Raw genomic sequence first — 15,943 nt, 5'->3', positions numbered from 1 at the left:
CAGGAGAACGCGGCATGGAATCGATCGGCGCCGACCTTGAAACGATGAAGCGCGTGCCGCTGGCCGACGGCCACGTCGCCATGATCCGCGATATCGCGGCGGAGCGCACCTACGAGGCGGGCGAGACCATTGCCGAGGTCGGCGATGCGATGGACGAATTCATTTACGTGCTGGATGGCGAGATAGAGATCGTCGATCCTTACAGCGGCGTGCGGATGATCGAATCCACCCTCGGCCCGACGCAGTTCATGGGAGAGATCGGGTTCCTCAACGCCGGTGCCTGGACACTGCCAATGCGCGCGGCGAAGGACACCCGCGTATTGGCCGCCCCGCGCGAGGACATGCTGGCGCTGATGCGCCGAGTGCCGGAGCTTTCCGACCACATCATTACGGTGTTCGCCGCACGCCGCCGTCGCACCTTCGAGGAGAACCGCAGTTCCATCAAGCTGGTTGGGGCGGACAAGGATGCAGCGGTGCAGCGGGTGGAAAGCTTCCTCAGGCGCAACCGCCTGCCTTACCAGAGCTACGACCTCGACGCCTCGGACGAGGAGAGCGTGGAACTGTGCACGCTCGTCGAACACATGCCCGCTGTCATCTTCAACAAGGACGAGGTGATCGCGGACCCGACGCCGGGCAAGGTGGCCCGCCGTCTCGGCCTCGATATCGATAGCTGCCGGGAGACGATCTACGACGTGCTGATCGTAGGCGGCGGGCCGGGCGGCGTGGCCGCGGCTGTTTATGCAGGGGCAGAGGGACTTTGCGCCTTGCTGGTGGAGGATACCGCCATCGGCGGGCAGGCAGGCACCAGCAGCCGGATCGAGAACTACATGGGCTTTCCAACCGGCATATCGGGCGCGGACCTTGTCTATCGCGGCGAGATCCAGGCGCTGAAATTCGGCACCCGCTTCGCCATGCCGCGCCGGGTCGAGGCACTGGAAAAGCGCGACGACGGCCTGTTCTGCGCCACGCTGGACGACGGGGCGCAGGTCTGCGCGAAGTCGGTCGTGGTGGGAACGGGCGTGCAATACCGTCGCCTGCCGCTGGACCGGCTGGTCGAGTTCGAGGGCGCGGGCATCTATTACGCCGCCACCGACATGGAGGCGCGCTTCTGCAAGGGCAGCGACGCCGTGGTGGTGGGCGGCGGGAATTCGGCGGGGCAGGCGGCGATGTTCCTCTGCCGTCACGCCAGCCACGTCCACCTCGTGGTACGCGGGGATAGCCTGGCCAAGTCGATGAGCGATTACCTGACGCAGCGGCTGGAGAACGATTCCGGCATCACCATCCACTACGAAACCGAAGTCAGCGCCCTGCGCGGGGACGAGCGATTGCAGGGCGTGACCCTTAGCGGACCCGACGGCGAGACACGGATCGACACCAATGGCCTGTTCATCATGATCGGTGCCGCGCCCAACACCGGCTGGCTGGAAGGCCATGCGAAGCTGGACGAACGAGGGTTCGTGATCACCGGGGAAGGGGCAGGCGGGCGCAGCCAGTTTGAAACCTCGACGCCCGGCATCTTTGCCATCGGCGACGTGCGATCAGGCTCGGTCAAGCGCGTGGCGAGCGCCGTTGGCGAGGGCAGCGTGGTGATCAGCGCGGCCTGGGAGCACGTTTTGGGGTGAAATAGGTCCATTCTTGCGAGGGGCAAAAATGGTGCCCGGGGGCGGATTCGAACCACCGACACGACGATTTTCAGTCGTCTGCTCTACCCCTGAGCTACCCAGGCATCCTGTTCGCGAGCGGGCATCTTCGAAGCGCCCGGCGAGCAAGTGAAGCGCGCCTATGGCGAAGCCGCGCGGGCTTGGCAAGCCCCCAAATCAGTCTTCCTTGGCGATATCTTCGGGCGGGGCGGGTTCGCCGGGCACGGCGTAGCCATCGTTGAACCACTGCGCCAGGTCGCGGTCGCGGCAGCGACTGGAGCAGAACGGATGAAACTCTTCGCTGCGGGGTTTCTTGCAGATCGGGCAGGGCTTGGTGCTCATAGAGGCACAAGCTGGGCGTGCGGAGCCGCTATCGCAAGGGCGGGATCGGGCCTTGTCGAGACTCCGCGGCCCGTTCGGCGGCGCAGTTCGGACAGCCATTCGTCGGCAAGGCGCGCGATCACGGCGGGATGGGCGGCGAGTTCGATCCGGCCTGCGCCTTCCACAGCCTCGGCGCGGCGCAGCAGAAGGCGTGCAGCGGCGCCCGCGGGGTCGTGCTGGACGAGGTGCAGCATCGAGGGTCGATCGAACCGGGAGACGATCTGCACGAAGCCGAAGCCGTTCATCGCGGTGCGTTCATGGTCGAAGTCCGCAAGCGCCGTCTCGATGGCGGCATCGACGGCCTTGCGGTCCGCCTTTGCCTGGAGGGTCGGGAAATCGACGCCCACGATGCCGCCGAGACCGAACAGCCGAATGCCGCGCGCCAGCGGCTCCACGGCGGCGAGCGCCAGATCGCGCGGGAGCAGGTGTCCATCCACATCGACCACGACCATGGCCGGGGTCGGCGCGAAGTGCAGCGAGCCTCCGGCGAAATCGACCACGGCTTCGACAGCAAGTTCGCGGATTTCTTCCCAGTCGCCTGTCGGAAAGGTTCGCACGATCTTCGCATCGGAGAGGGTCTCGGCCAGCGACAGGGCAGGGCGCTCGGGCAAGTCGGTCGGCCGGACCTGCGCCAGCTTCCGCCGCGTCGCTTCGCCCACGCTGGCGCGGGTGACGACGAAGCGCATCTGCGCGCCTTCGCTGGCATCGCGAGGCAGCTTGTCGACCAGCGCCTCTTCCCCGCCGGGAAATGCGGCGCGGCCGCGGGTCGAGCCTTTGGGTTTCGCAATCAGCACGCCCTGGACAACCGCGCCAGGCTCCAGCCCTCCGGGCCAGCGCATCCGGGCGGCAACGGCGTGCCCTGAGCGATAAAGGATGGCGCGTTCCTCGCCGATCCCCTGCTCGACGAGCCAGCTTTCAGCCAATGGGAAACCCTGCCGCCTTCAGCAAGGCGCGCGTTTCATACAGCGGCAGGCCAACGACGCCCGAGTGGCTGCCCTGTATCCACGGGATCAGCGCCTCTGCCATGCCCTGGATGGCATAGCCGCCCGCCTTGCCGTGCCACTCGCCGCTGGCGATGTAGGCCTCTATCTCCTGCTCGGAGAGGCGCTTGAACTTCAGTTGCGTCTCGCTCAGCCTTTCGCGGATCGTCCCGTCGGGATGGGCGAGGGCGACGGCGGAAAGCACGCGGTGGCGGCGGCCGGAGAGCAGCGCCAGGCATTCGCGTGCGGTCGCCTCGTCCTCGGCCTTGGGCAGGATGCGGCGCCCGGCAGCGACCACGGTGTCGCCCGCCAGCACGAAATGGCCTGCTCCGTCGACCGCCTGCACCTTCTCCCGCGCCATGCGCTGCGCATAGGCGCGCGGCAATTCGGCCTTGCGCGGCGTTTCGTCGATATCGGCAGGGGCGACGGCATCGGGCGCAATGCCGAGGCGCGCCAGCCATTCACGGCGGCGCGGGCTGGCAGATGCGAGTGTGAGTTTCGGGGAGGCGTCAGCCACGGGCGCGCAAGACGGCGCCTTAGCCGTTGTATCCCGGCGGGCCGCTGCGGCCCGGCATGAAGCGGTAGGTGATGCGCGCCTTGGTCAGGTCGTAAGGCGTCAGTTCGCACAGCACTTCGTCGCCCACCAGCACGCGGATGCGGTTCTTGCGCATCCGGCCGGCGGTGTGGCCCAGGACTTCGTGGCCGTTCTCGAGCTCGACGCGGAACATTGCGTTGGGCAGCAGTTCCACCACCTTGCCGCGCATTTCGAGAAGTTCTTCCTTAGCCATCCAGTAATCCGGTCCTTGTTTCAGCTTAAGTGCTTTCAAGCGTTGGCAACATTGCTTCCGCTCGTGTCCTTGGGCGCGCCATGTAGCGATACCGGGCGCAAAATGGAAGATGCGCCATGCACATGGCCTGAAATGGCCCGCAACCTGCGATACATCTGCGACAAAATACGACAAGGGGCCTTATTGCCTGTTCGCGCGTTGAGCCGCATAGCCGCCGCGGGGGGCGGACGTTGATTTGCCCGGAGATTTCACGAGTTGTCCAAGTTTCAGTCCTGCAGCGCGCTTGCCATCGCTGCCTCGCTTTGTGCCGGTTTTGCAAGTCCCGCCCATGCCCAGGAAGTGCCGCCCGATCCTGCTCCTGCCACCGCGCAGGACGGGAATGATCCAGCACCGCCCGTCGATGACGACATCAACACCATCGTCGTGCTGGGTGCGCGGCTGGTGGACGGGGTGGATGCGCCCGAACCGCCGATCCTGGAACTCGATGAAGAGGATATCGCGGCCTACGGCGCCGGCTCCATCGAGGAATTGTTGCAGGCGCTCGGGCCGCAGGTGAATTCCTCGCGCGGTCGCGGCGGCGCGGGTGGCCCCGTGATCCTGGTGAATGGCGTGCGCATCTCGTCCTTCCGCGAATTGCGAAGCTATCCGCCCGAAGCCATCGAGCGGACCGAGGTATTCAGCGAAGACGTGGCCCAGCGCTATGGCTATTCGCCGGACCAGCGGGTGGTGAACTTCATCCTCAAGGACAATTTCTCCAGCCAGGAGATCGAGCTGGAATATGGCCAGCCCTTCCGTGGCGGGTTCTCGCAGCAGGAAGTGGAAGGCACTTACCTGCGCATCGACGGGCCGAGCCGCCTCAATCTCAACCTCGAGTGGGATAACTCCAGCACGTTGACCGAAGCCGAGCGCGGCATCATCCAGGCCGACGACAGCGAGCAGCGGCTGGCGGGAGACCCTGACCCGGCGCAGTTCCGTAGCCTGGTCTCCGACAGCTCCGGTGTGGAGGCGACCGCGAACTGGACCACGCAGCTGGGCGACAGCGGCAATTCGCTGTCTCTCAACGCCACGTACGAGCGCGAGGATTCGCTGCGCCTGCAAGGGCTCGATTCCGTGGTGCTGACCGATGACGAGGGCAATTCGCTGCTGCGCACCTTCAACGCCGCCGATCCGCTGACGGTGGATGCGCGCACGGAGAACTATTCCTTCGGCAGCACGCTGAACCTCGGCCTTGGCGACTGGGAAGTGACCGGCACGCTGGACGGCACCTATGTCGATGGCATCACCCGTACCGCAGAGCGCGTGGATACGCAGCAGCTGGTGGAGGATGCGGCCGCCGGGCTGGTAGCGATCGACGGTCCGCTCGGCACCTTTGCCGATGCAGGCTTCGATGAGGCCCTGCTCGATACCTACACCGTCAACGCTCTCGCCACCGCGCGCGGCAATCCCATCTACCTTCCCGCAGGCGAAGTGTCGGTGACGCTGCGCGGCGGATACAACTGGAACCGCATCGAGAGCAGCGACACCCGCTCGCTCACCGGCGATACGCAGCTGACGCGGGGGCGCGTGACCGGCGGGGCGAATGTCTCGATCCCGCTCACCAGCCGCCGCGAGGATTTTCTCGGCGCGGTCGGCGATCTGACGCTGAACCTGAATGCGGGCGTCGATTACCTTTCGGATTTCGGCACCCTGCAGGACTGGACCGTGGGCCTGACATGGGGCGTGACCGATACGCTCACCTTCAGTGCAAACCACATCAACCGCGAGGTCGCGCCCTCGCTCAGCCAGCTTGGCAGCCCGGCGATTGCGACGCCGAACGTGCCGGTGTTCGACATTGCCAACAACGAGACGGTGCTCGCCACCGTCATCAGCGGCGGCAACCCGAACCTGCCCGCGCAGGACCAGAGCGACTGGTCATTCGGCGTGAACTGGGAACTGCCCTTCATCGAGCGCGGCAGCGTTTCGATCGACTACTACGACAACCACTCCACCGACGTGACCAACGGCCTGCCGACGCTCTCGCCGGAGATCGAAGCGGCATTTCCCGGCCGCGTCACCCGCGATGCGACGGGCCGTCTGGTGGAACTGGACGATCGCTTCGTCACCTTTGCCGAGCGCGACCAGCGGCGCCTGCAATTCGGCCTGAACCTTTCGGGCCAGATAGGCGGCGATGATGAAGAAGGAGGTCGCGGCGGCCCACCCTCCGGAGCGGCGCGTGGCGGCCCTGCGGGCGGACCGGTTGGCGGTCCTCCAAATGCAGAACGCATGGCGCAGATGCGCGCGACCTTCTGCGAACGCGAGCCTGGCGAACTGGTGGACCTGTTCAACCGCGCCTTGTCGGCACAGGCAGCGGGCGAGGAACCGCCGCTCGGCCCCGATGGCGAACCCATCAGCATCCCTCCACGTATGCTGGAGCGGCTGGCGGGCGAGAACGGCCAGGTCGATCCCGAACGCTTCGCCGCCGCGCGAGAGCGTGTGTGCAGCACCGACGCTGCCGCCCCGCAGCAGGCGCGCGGCGAGGGCAATCGTGGTAGCAGAGGTGGCGGCGGTCGCTTCGGGCGCATGATGGGCGGCGGCAACGACGGCCCGCCGACCGGACGCTGGTTCTTCAACCTCGATTACACGCTGGAGCTGGAAAACACCGTGCTGATCGCGGACGGCCTGCCCCGGCTCGACCTGCTGGACGGCGACGCGCTGTCAGGCGGCGGCGATCCGCGCCACGGCGTGCGGGCGCGCGGCGGGGTGTTCTACGATGGCTACGGCCTCATCGCCTTTGCCAACTACACCGGTTCATCCCGCCTCGACGGAACCGGCCTTGCAGACAGTACGGACCTGTTCTTCGACGACTACCTGACCATCAACCTGCGCGCATTCGTGGACCTTGGGGAACGCGATGGGCTGGTCCGGGATATGCCTTTCTTCGAAGGATCGCGCCTTGGGCTCAGCATCGACAACCTGTTCGACGCGCGCCAGACGGTGACGGACAGTAACGGCGCGGTGCCGCTGCGCTACCAGCCGTTCCTGGTCGATCCGCGCGGACGCAGCTTCGAGATCGAGTTCCGCAAGATGTTCTGATGTGATGACGAAGCCGCCTGTGCGGCTTCGTCCTCGCTTGACGCGCAGGCAAGCTGCGCCCGCTGCGAGCGGTCCTGGCAGTGTCTCTACAGCGCCTGCGCGCAGGCGTGGGCGCTGGCCCAGGCCCACTGGAAATTGTAGCCGCCCAGCCAGCCTGTCACGTCCACCGCTTCGCCGATGGCGAACAGGCCCGGCACCTTGCGAGCTTCCATCGTCTTCGACGAAAGCTCGCGCGTGTCGATGCCGCCCACGGTGACTTCGGCCTTGGCGAAACCCTCGGTGCCGCTGGGATGAAAGGACCACGCCGCGAGCTTATCTTCCGCCGTTCGCAGCGCCTTGTCGGGCACGTTGCCGAGATCGCCCTCGATGCCGAGCCGATCTGCCAGCACATCGGCCAGCCGGTCCGGCAGGCGATCGCGCAGTACGGCGCGCAGGGGAAGGGAGGGACGGGCGCGCTTTTCCTCCAGCAGCCAGCCGGGCTTCGCATCGGGGAGGAAGCGGATCGTCACCGGGTCGCCGGGCTTCCAGTAACTGCTCACCTGCAGGATAGCAGGGCCGGAAAGCCCGCGATGGGTGAGAAGCGCTGCCTCGCGGAAGGTGGTCTTGTTCGCCGTCGCCTCGACATCTGCGGAGACGCCGGACAATTCGCGGAACAAGAGGTCCTCCCCGCCAAGCGTCAGCGGCACGAGGGCAGGGCGCGGCTCGACCACTTTCAGGCCGAACTGGCGGGCAAGACCGTAGGCAAAATCGCTTGCGCCCATCTTGGGGATGGACGGACCGCCGGTGGCGATCACCAGCGACGGGGCGGCGAAGGTACCGTTCTGCGTGGTGACGGTGAAAGACTCGCCCTCTCGCGTCACGTCGCGAACGTCTTCGCCGCAGCGGATGTCCACCGCGCCCGGCCCGGCGGCGGATTCGTCCAGCAGCATCTGCACGATCTGCTTGGCGGAACCATCGCAGAACAGCTGGCCAAGCGTCTTTTCGTGCCAGGCGATGCCGTGTTTCTCCACCAGCACGAGGAAATCGCGCGCGGTGTAGCGGCTGAGCGCCGACTTGGCGAAATGCGGATTGGCGGACAGGTAGTTGGCAGGGCCTGAACCGATATTGGTGAAATTGCAGCGTCCGCCGCCTGAGATGAGGATCTTCTTGCCGACCGAAGCGGCGCGTTCGAGCACCAGCACGTTTCGTCCGCGTTGACCGGTAATGGCGGCACAGAACAGTCCTGCCGCGCCGCCGCCGAGTATTATCGCATCGTAGCCTGCATTCATGGCCCCGGCGTTAGGCGCGAAACGCGGCCGCGTCCAAGCCTATGCGCCCGGTTTCGCCAGCATGATGCGATTGCGGCCCGACTGTTTCGCCTCGTACAAGGCCTCGTCCGCTGCGGCCAGCGCGGCGCGCGGATCGGGATAGGCGAACACGTCCGCCACGCCGCCGCTGAACGTGATCAGGCCGAACGGCTCCTTGGTGCGGCGGTTCACCAGTTTGCGAGAGGCCAGTGTTTCGCGCTCCGCATCCAGCAGGGCGACGGCGTCCTTCGGCCCGCATCCACGCATCAGCAGCACGAATTCCTCGCCACCGTGGCGCGCGATGTGGCATTTTTCGCCCGAAATCGCGCGCAGCAGGTCCGCCACAACGCAGATCACCCTGTCGCCCGCATCGTGGCCATGGGTGTCGTTCACCTGCTTGAACAGGTCGATATCGCAGAAGGCGACGCACAGCGGTTCGACCGCGGCCTGCGCCTCGCGGTATTCCTGTTCCAGCAGGGCCTCGAACGCGCGGCGGTTGGGCAGGCCGGTCAGGAAATCCACTTCTGCATCGCGCCGGGCGCGGTCGAGGTTGCGACGCAGGGAGGCGGCTTCCTCTTCCGCCATGCGCAACTCCTCCTCCGCCTTGCGCGAGCGTTCCAGCATGGCGCGGGCATAGTCGGCGAGGCTGGCGATCACGTCGTTCGTGCCGGGCGCCGCGTCCAGCGCGTCGACGTGTTCGGCCAGCGCGTTGCCATAGTCGCTGGTGGCATCGCGCGCGGTCCGCGTGCTGCGGGAGAACTGGTCTATCCCGGCCTCGAGTTGCTGCGCCAGCTGGTCCACGGCGTCGTCCGGAAGCGGCTCTTCTGCGGCAGTCGCGCGGTCCAGCCATGACTGGCTGATGCTCTCACCGCGTTCCAGCCGTCGTCGGATGCGCCGTTCCAACCCCGGGTTTAGGCCCGCGAACGCGCCATGCGCGGCGGCGAGGTTGGCCTGCGTGATCTCCAGGTCGTGATCAAGCAGGAAGGCGCCGATCTTCTTCAGCAGGCGGGCGCGGGCCTGCCTTGCCAGGTCCTCGCGCGATTGCCGTTCGTCCTCGCCGTGATCGTAGCGGCCAAGGCCCAGCCATCCGAGCAAGCCATTGCCGGCACCGGGGGAAGTGGATTTGCTGTGGTGTCTCATGCGGCTGAGGACGGCAGCGCACACGCCCTCTTCAGCTAGGGGCCAGCACCTAGGCCTGTGTTGAGGCGTCGACCGTTCTGTCCTGCCGTGCCGCGACGAAATAAAGCCCTGTGCCCACCACGAAGATCAGGCCCAGCATCTGGTAGGCCTCCACGCTGGCGTGGGTGGAGACCCAGATGGTGGCAATCACGGCCAACCCGGCGGCGGGCAGGTGCCACCACGGTGCCTTGTCACCATCGCGGCGTTCCAGCACCGGCAGGGCGAGGGCGGACAGCAGGTACATCACCAGCCGCGAAAGCGTGCTCGCCACGGCCAGCGCTGCGAAGCCACCCCAGAAGCTGAAAAAGATAGCCGCGCCGCCGTAGAACAGCACCGAGACATCGGGCGTCAGGAAGCGGGGCGAAACGTGCGCGAAAGCAGCGGGCAGGGTGCCCTGCTCAGCCATGCCGAAAGTCATGCGGGGCACCACGATGCCGCCGCTCAGGGTGTTGGCGGAAATGGAGAACGCCGCCGCCAGTGAAATGACGATAACACCTGCCTGTCCGGCCACCTCGTTCGCAGCGGCCGCCAGCGCGCTCTCCCCGCCGCCCGCATCGGGCGCGATGGCGAGATAGGCCCAGATTACCGCCATGTAGAACAGCGCGACCGCCGCCAGCGTGGTCATCAGCGCCAGCGGGATCGTGCGGCGCGGGTTCTTCAGTTCACCTGCTGGGAAGTTGCCGTTCTCGAAGGCCATGTAGGCGTAGAACGTCAGCAGCACGACGCTTTCGAAATCGCTGAACTCGGGCAGGGTGAACCCGATCGCCGGGTCACGCGTCGCGAGGCCCCACACGACGAGCACTGCCAGTGGGGCCAGCTTTACCACGGTCATCACGCCCAGGGTCCCCACCGACGCGCGCATCCCCACGAGGTTGATGATGGTGACGAAGGCGATGAAAGCGATTACCGCCGCAGAGCCGATCAGCGGGTCTTCCAGCACCGGAAACAGCACCGCGAGATAGGCGATGGCGACGTGCGTATTCGCCGCCACGGCCACCACCGCACTGGCATATCGCATCCAGCCGGACTGGAAGCCGAGGAACTTCCCGAACGCGGCGTTGGCATAGAGCACCGGCCCGCCGTGCCCGTCGAACCGCATGGCCAGCGCCGCGAAGACCCAGGCCAGCGGCAGGATCAGCAGCGCGCCCAGCAGCATCATCCACGGCGCGAAATTGCCCACGGCGGCAACGAGGATGGCAGGCATTGCGAAAATGCCCGATCCGATCATCCCGTTCACCGGGAACAGCGCCGTGCCCCAGAAACCTACCGTGCGCGGCAGGGTGGCAGTCTTCTCGTTCATGCGCTGGCCCCGTTGTCCTTGGAAAAACGCACGCTGCCCTGTGGGGAGGGCGAGCGCAAGCTTTGCCAAGCGCCACATCACAACCTATCTCAGGCACCATGTCGCGAACCGAAGCCGGATCCCCTTCAGACCCCCGTGGTGCAGAGCGTTTCAACGAGGAACGCGCCACCTACACCGTGAAGGGCAGCACGCAGCCCGATATCGAGGCGGGCGTCACCGCGATCCGCGAAGTTGTGAAGACACTGAAGCCCAAGCCAGGCGTCTACCGAATGCTGGATGCGCGCGGCGACGTGCTTTATGTGGGCAAGGCGCGCAGCCTGAAGGCGCGGGTGGCGAATTACACGCAGGTGAAGAACCTGACGAACCGGCTCCAACGCATGGTCAGCCAGTGCCGCGGCATGGAGATCGTCACCACCAATTCCGAGGCAGAGGCCCTGCTGCTGGAAGCGCAGTTTATCAAGCGCTTCCGCCCGCCCTACAACGTGCTGCTGCGCGACGACAAGAGCTTCCCCTTCATCCTGCTGCGCGAGGGGCACGACTTCCCGCGCATCATGAAGCACCGCGGCGCGCGCAAGGCCAAGGGCAGCTATTACGGCCCCTTCGCCAGCGCCGGTTCGGTGAACACGACGATTAACGCGCTTCAGAAGCTGTTCCTGCTAAGGTCCTGCACGGACAGCTTTTTCTCCCGCAGGGATCGGCCCTGCCTGCTCTACCAGATCAAGCGGTGCAGCGCGCCATGCGTCGGGCGAATTGACAAGGAAGGCTATGACGAGCTGCTGCGCGAGGCGAAGGACTTCCTCGGTGGCAAGTCCGGTGCGGTGCAGGCGCGGATCGAGCAGCAGATGCAGAAGGCGGCGGAGGACCTCGACTTCGAGACCGCCGCCCTGCTGCGCGACCGTTTGCGCGCGGCGACGTTCATCCAGGGCTCGCAGGCCGTCAACGCCGATGGCGTGGGCGATGCGGACGTGTTCGCGCTGGCGGCAAAGGGAGGCCAGATCGGCATCCAGGGATTCTTCGTGCGCGGCGGGCAGAACTGGGGGCACAAGGCCTTCTTCCCCACCCACACGCAGGAGACGGACCTCGACGAGGTGCTGGCCCGCGTGCTGGCGCAATTCTACGAGGAAGTGCCGCCCCCGCGCACCATCCTGGTGGACCGCGAATTGCCGGAACAAGCCTTGCTGGAAGAAGCCTTTGGCGAACTTGCGGGCCGCAAGGTGGAGATCAGCGTCCCCCAGCGCGGTGACCGGCGCAAGCTGATGCAGCAGGCCAGCCGCAACGCGGTGGAGGCGCTCGACCGGCGGCTGGCGGAAAGCGGCACGCAGGCGAAGATCATGCGCGAAATGGCGGATTTTCTCGAACTGCCCGATATTCCGGCGCGCATCGAGATCTACGACAACTCGCACATCCAAGGCAGCAAGGCCGTGGGCGCAATGGTGGTGGCGGGGCCGGAAGGCTTCCTGAAAAACCAGTATCGCAAGTTCAATATCCGCGAAGCGCAGACGAACGACGACTTTGCCATGATGCGCGAGGTCATGTCCCGCCGCTTCAACCGCGCGATGAAGGAAGACCCGGACCGCGAAGGGGGCATGTGGCCCGACCTCGTGCTGATCGACGGCGGCAAGGGCCAGATGTCCTCCGTGCGCGATACGCTGGAGGAACTGGGCATCGAGGACGTGCCGCTGATCGGCATTGCCAAGGGGCCGCACCACGGGCGCGAGGGGCGCGAGGTGTTCCACTTCCCCGATGGGCGCGAGAAGATGCTGCCCACCAATTCGCCGGTGCTGTTCTACCTGCAACGCCTGCGTGACGAAGTGCACCGCTTCGCCATCGGCGCGCACCGCGCCAAGCGCAGCCGCGCAATCTCCGCCTCACCGCTGGACGAGATTCCGGGTATCGGCCCAAGCCGCAAGCGCGCGCTGCTCTTGCATTTCGGCACGGCCAGCAAGGTGCGTGCCGCCGCGCTGGACGATCTGAAGCGCGTCCCCGGCGTCAGCGAAAGCGTGGCGCAGACGATTTACGATTTCTACCACGCGGGTGGTTAGAAGCGGCGGTTAGCGCCGATCAATCCTTGTCGGACCAGCCGATTTTCACGTGGGTGCCATCGCAGAATGGCTTGTTGCCGCTCTGCCCGCAGCGGCACAGGGCCATGCGGTTGCGCCGTTCGTAGTTCTCGCCGTGGGCGGAAACCATGCGCACGCCGCCTTCGACGTATAGCGGGCCGGAGCATTCCTCCGCCGGGTCCTGCGTGGTGGAGATGCGCGGATCGCGCTGCGGGTGAACGGGTTCTCCGGTGGCATTGTCGATTGCCACCAGGCGACCGGACACGCAGTTCGATACCTGATCGAGGAAAATGGCCGCGACTTCGGGGTCGTCGGTCTTCTCCACCTCGTCCCACACCGTCTGGTGCGTGTCGCAGAAGCGGGCGAGGGCGCAGAGGTCTTCCTGGTCCAGCAGGGTAAAACGCGGGCCTTCCAATCGCTTGGCCTGCTTCGCATAAGGCGCGCGGTCCGCCACTTCGGTGCCGTCGAAGCCCTCGGCATGACTGTTGTCGCAGAACGGCTTGTTGCCGCTTTTGCCGCAGCGGCAGAGGAAGTAGGTCTTCTTCTGCTCGAAATCGCCGGTGGGTTGCCATTCGATGGATTCGCCGCGTTCGTTCACGGCGATGCTCTGCTCGCCCAGCGGCACACGACCTTCTACCTTGTAGGGGCCATCTTCGGTGACGGTGATCTTGATGTCGTCGCTCATGTCGCGCTCCCTGTGGTGCCGGCCTGTGCTTGCAGTCGCCGCTCCTGGAAGGCGAAGCGGGCGGCCTTGCCCACGTCGCTCTGGAACGACGAGTTCACGATGCCGCCGATGGCCGAGCCGACGACGGGCACGATCATGCCCGCGCGGCTGCGGAAGGAGGTGAGCGCGATGGCGCGCGAGACGCGCTCCACCGCCTGATCGATCACCGGGGTGATCTCCTCGTGGTCCGCCTCGATCAGTTCGCCGTCGGGGCCGATGGCAGCCACCAGCGCGGCGATGCGCCTGTCGCGTTCGTCGGTTTCGTTGAGTGCGGCAAGTTCAAGCACCTGCAGGCGGAACAGCTTCTCGCGCGGGCCGTCGCCGGGGTAGCCATAGGCCTTGCCGGTATCGCGGATGACGCGCAGCGCGATGGCGATGGTGGCGGGGATATCCAGTCCCGCCGTCACCACGCCTCCGAAACCCGCCGCCGCGCCGCTGGCACCGCTGATGCCGCTGGCCGCGCGAGCAACGCCTTTCGCGGCCCTGCGTGCTGCTTCGAGGTCTGCCGGATCGTGGGTGAATTTCACCAGCGGCGGCATGGCCACGGCGGTGTCGAGACCTTTCAGCACCGACTCCACCAGCCACTTGGGCACCACGCTGGCAATCGCCTTGCCGAAGGGATGGGTCAGCCGCTCGATCCCCCGGCCGAGGCGGGAGGGCTTGCTGCGGCGGAAGCGCGCCTGCTCTTTTGCGAAATCCATGGCGAAATAACGAGGGTGGACGAAGCGCGTTCCCCTTGTTGACGCGCATCAATGATCGGGCCCGCCAGTCTGGTATAAGGACGCATCGAGGAGGAAGACACCATGCGCTCTATTCTGGTCCATGCGATGAACGATGCCGGTTTCGATGCCCGCCTGCAGGTGGGGCTCGACCTGTGCCGCCGCTTTAACGGCCACCTTACCGTGTTGCAGACGATCACATTCGACCTCGTCGTGCCGACCGATCCTTTCGGGGTTTCGGCGGTCGAGGTTTCCCAGGCGAGCATGAAACTGGCCGAGGAGTTTCGCGAGAAGATCGAGGGCAAGCTGAAGCAGGAGGACGTGCGCTGGGATTGGCACGTCGAGGCCGGATACCAGGTGCAATGCCTGATCCGTCATGCCGCCCTGAACGATCTCGTCCTGGTGGGCGGTGCTCCCGACGGCAGTGAAGGCCGCCGCTCCTTCTCGATTGCTGGCACGCTCGCCATTCATTGTCGCACGCCGATCATGGCCGTGCCACACACGGCAAACGGGTTTCCCGCCGACACGGCAGCGGCCCTTTGCTGGAACGGCTCGATGGAAGCCGCCCGCGCGATGCGCGCCGCCGTGCCGCTGCTGGCCTCAGCGAGTGCGGTGCATATCCTGTGCGTGGGCGACCCGGCGGAGGAGGGGGACGAGAAGCTTCCGGCAATCTCCGCCGCCGACTACCTGGAACGGCACGACATCGATTGCGAGATCGTGCAGCTGCCTCTGGGCAAGGAGCCGGTTCACGAAACGCTGCGCAAGGCGGCTGAGGCGCGCGAGGCGGGCTTCATGGTGATGGGCGCCTATGGCCAGCCGCGCATCGTGGAAACGCTGTTCGGCGGGGTGACGCGTAACGTGCTGGCGGAGCCGCCGATGCCGGTGTTGATGGCGCACTAACGCGCCAGCGACGGCATCAGGTGTGGCGCAGCATGCCTTCCTGCGCCACGCTGGCCACCAGCCTGCCGTCGCGGGTGAAAATCTGTCCGCGCCCCAGTCCGCGAGCGTGGCCGGACCATGGGCTTTCGGTGACATAGAGCATCCACTCGTCCGCCCGGAAAGATTCGTGAAACCAGATCGCGTGATCGAGGCTCGCACCTTTGACGGCGGGGTTGAAAATGTTCTTCCCGTGCGGCTGGAGAGCTGTCGCCAGCAGCTGGAAATCGGAGATGTAGGCCAGAACGGCGCGGTGAACGGCGGCCTCTACCGGAAGGTTTGCCACCGTACGAAACCACACGTGGCTGATCGGGTCACGTTGCTCCGGGCGTGCCCAGTCGCGCGGCTCTACCGAGCGGAAATCGACGGGTGAGGGGCGCATGGCGAGAGTGCGCAACTGCCCTTCGGGAAGCGCTGCCGCAATCTCTTGGCGAATTTCTGCGTCGGAGACGAGATCTTCCGGCCCCGGAACGTCGGGCATCTGCGGCGCCTGGTGGGAAGGGCCGTCCACCGGCAACTGGAAGGACACGGTCAGGTTCAGGATGGGCTTGCCTTCTTGGCTGGCCACCACCCGGCGGTTGGAGAAGCTGCGCCCGTCAAGGTCGCGCTTCACCCGGTATTCGATCGGCAGGTCGTCGCTGCCGGGACGCAGGAAATAGGCGTGCAGCGAATGCGCCTCGCGCGCGTCATCCACCGTGCGCCGCGCTGCGCCCAGCGCCTGCGCAATGGCCTGCCCGCCGAAAACGCGGCCCGTTCCGTCGGGGCGGCGGCGACCGATGAAGCGGTCTCCGCCCTTGGGTTCCAGATCCAGCAGCAGGACGAGGTCTGCGACGAGTTGTTCGGGAGTGTGGGCTGATTGCGATGCCATTGCGTGCGCC

The 15,943-nt window shown here is 66.1% G+C and carries 14 protein-coding genes and 1 tRNA gene; 4 read left to right on the top strand and 11 right to left on the bottom strand.

From position 1 onward, the window contains the following. The first annotated feature begins 14 nt into the window (after positions 1–14). Positions 15–1,622, top strand: coding sequence for an FAD-dependent oxidoreductase (locus D4Q51_RS05290; RefSeq protein WP_120076701.1), 1,608 nt, complete (start codon positions 15–17; stop codon positions 1,620–1,622). 29 nt (positions 1,623–1,651) lie between these two features. Here D4Q51_RS05290 and D4Q51_RS05285 read toward each other — a convergent pair. The 5 genes from D4Q51_RS05285 to infA form a co-directional block, all read right to left on the bottom strand. Continuing rightward, positions 1,652–1,726: transfer RNA gene (locus D4Q51_RS05285), tRNA-Phe, on the bottom strand. Between the two features lie 91 nt (positions 1,727–1,817). Then, positions 1,818–1,982, bottom strand: a complete 165-nt coding sequence (locus tag D4Q51_RS05280; RefSeq protein WP_120076700.1) for a DNA gyrase inhibitor YacG — start codon at positions 1,980–1,982, stop codon at positions 1,818–1,820. Next, positions 1,979–2,944: a ribonuclease E/G gene (locus D4Q51_RS05275; RefSeq protein ID WP_240624577.1), complete on the bottom strand. Its 966-nt coding sequence runs from the start codon at positions 2,942–2,944 to the stop codon at positions 1,979–1,981. Before D4Q51_RS05275 ends, D4Q51_RS05280 begins: the two co-directional genes overlap by 4 nt. Next, a complete protein-coding gene (locus tag D4Q51_RS05270) occupies positions 2,937–3,518 on the bottom strand; it encodes a Maf family protein (RefSeq protein WP_120076699.1) in 582 nt (193 codons plus the stop codon). Before D4Q51_RS05270 ends, D4Q51_RS05275 begins: the two co-directional genes overlap by 8 nt. A 19-nt stretch (positions 3,519–3,537) precedes the next feature. Beyond that, complete coding sequence (gene infA, locus D4Q51_RS05265) at positions 3,538–3,789, bottom strand: translation initiation factor IF-1 (protein ID WP_119585286.1); 252 nt, start codon at positions 3,787–3,789, stop codon at positions 3,538–3,540. 255 nt (positions 3,790–4,044) lie between these two features. Here infA and D4Q51_RS05260 point away from each other — a divergent pair, with 255 nt between their 5' ends. After that, entirely contained in the window at positions 4,045–6,861 is a 2,817-nt protein-coding gene (locus tag D4Q51_RS05260; RefSeq protein ID WP_120076698.1) for a TonB-dependent receptor, read from the top strand. Between the two features lie 86 nt (positions 6,862–6,947). Here D4Q51_RS05260 and D4Q51_RS05255 read toward each other — a convergent pair whose 3' ends face one another. From D4Q51_RS05255 to D4Q51_RS05245, 3 genes are read right to left on the bottom strand one after another with little or no spacing between them, the layout of a single operon-like run. After that, positions 6,948–8,129, bottom strand: coding sequence for a BaiN/RdsA family NAD(P)/FAD-dependent oxidoreductase (locus tag D4Q51_RS05255; protein ID WP_120076697.1), 1,182 nt, complete (start codon positions 8,127–8,129; stop codon positions 6,948–6,950). Positions 8,130–8,168: 39 nt separating this feature from the next. After that, entirely contained in the window at positions 8,169–9,287 is a 1,119-nt protein-coding gene (locus D4Q51_RS05250) for a GGDEF domain-containing protein (protein WP_120076696.1), read from the bottom strand. Positions 9,288–9,336: 49 nt separating this feature from the next. Further along, the gene (locus D4Q51_RS05245) at positions 9,337–10,626 is read right to left on the bottom strand and encodes an APC family permease (protein ID WP_240624576.1); all 1,290 of its coding nucleotides are present in this window, start codon (positions 10,624–10,626) and stop codon (positions 9,337–9,339) included. Positions 10,627–10,724: 98 nt separating this feature from the next. Between D4Q51_RS05245 and uvrC the strand changes: the two genes are divergently transcribed. After that, the gene (uvrC, locus tag D4Q51_RS05240) at positions 10,725–12,668 is read left to right on the top strand and encodes an excinuclease ABC subunit UvrC (RefSeq protein ID WP_120076694.1); all 1,944 of its coding nucleotides are present in this window, start codon (positions 10,725–10,727) and stop codon (positions 12,666–12,668) included. A 19-nt stretch (positions 12,669–12,687) separates the two neighbouring features. Here the strand turns inward: uvrC and D4Q51_RS05235 are convergent, their stop codons facing one another. After that, on the bottom strand, positions 12,688–13,371 hold the full coding sequence (locus D4Q51_RS05235; protein ID WP_205689439.1) for a CDGSH iron-sulfur domain-containing protein: 684 nt from the start codon (positions 13,369–13,371) through the stop codon (positions 12,688–12,690). Further along, positions 13,368–14,111 (bottom strand): EcsC family protein, encoded by a 744-nt coding sequence (locus D4Q51_RS05230; protein WP_120076693.1) that lies wholly within the window; start codon positions 14,109–14,111, stop codon positions 13,368–13,370. Before D4Q51_RS05230 ends, D4Q51_RS05235 begins: the two co-directional genes overlap by 4 nt. A gap of 102 nt (positions 14,112–14,213) precedes the next feature. Here D4Q51_RS05230 and D4Q51_RS05225 point away from each other — a divergent pair, with 102 nt between their 5' ends. Beyond that, on the top strand, positions 14,214–15,029 hold the full coding sequence (locus tag D4Q51_RS05225; RefSeq protein WP_120076692.1) for a universal stress protein: 816 nt from the start codon (positions 14,214–14,216) through the stop codon (positions 15,027–15,029). Between the two features lie 16 nt (positions 15,030–15,045). On the opposite strand, the gene D4Q51_RS05220 is transcribed toward D4Q51_RS05225, so the two are convergent. Further along, positions 15,046–15,933, bottom strand: a complete 888-nt coding sequence (locus D4Q51_RS05220; protein ID WP_240624575.1) for an acyl-CoA thioesterase — start codon at positions 15,931–15,933, stop codon at positions 15,046–15,048. Between the last annotated feature and the right edge of the window lie 10 nt (positions 15,934–15,943).

The sequence above is a fragment of the Aurantiacibacter odishensis genome, assembly GCF_003605195.1.
Lineage (GTDB): Bacteria > Pseudomonadota > Alphaproteobacteria > Sphingomonadales > Sphingomonadaceae > Alteraurantiacibacter > Alteraurantiacibacter odishensis.
Note: the sequence above shows the minus strand (reverse complement) of the source record. Positions and strands in the feature narration are given on the sequence as shown.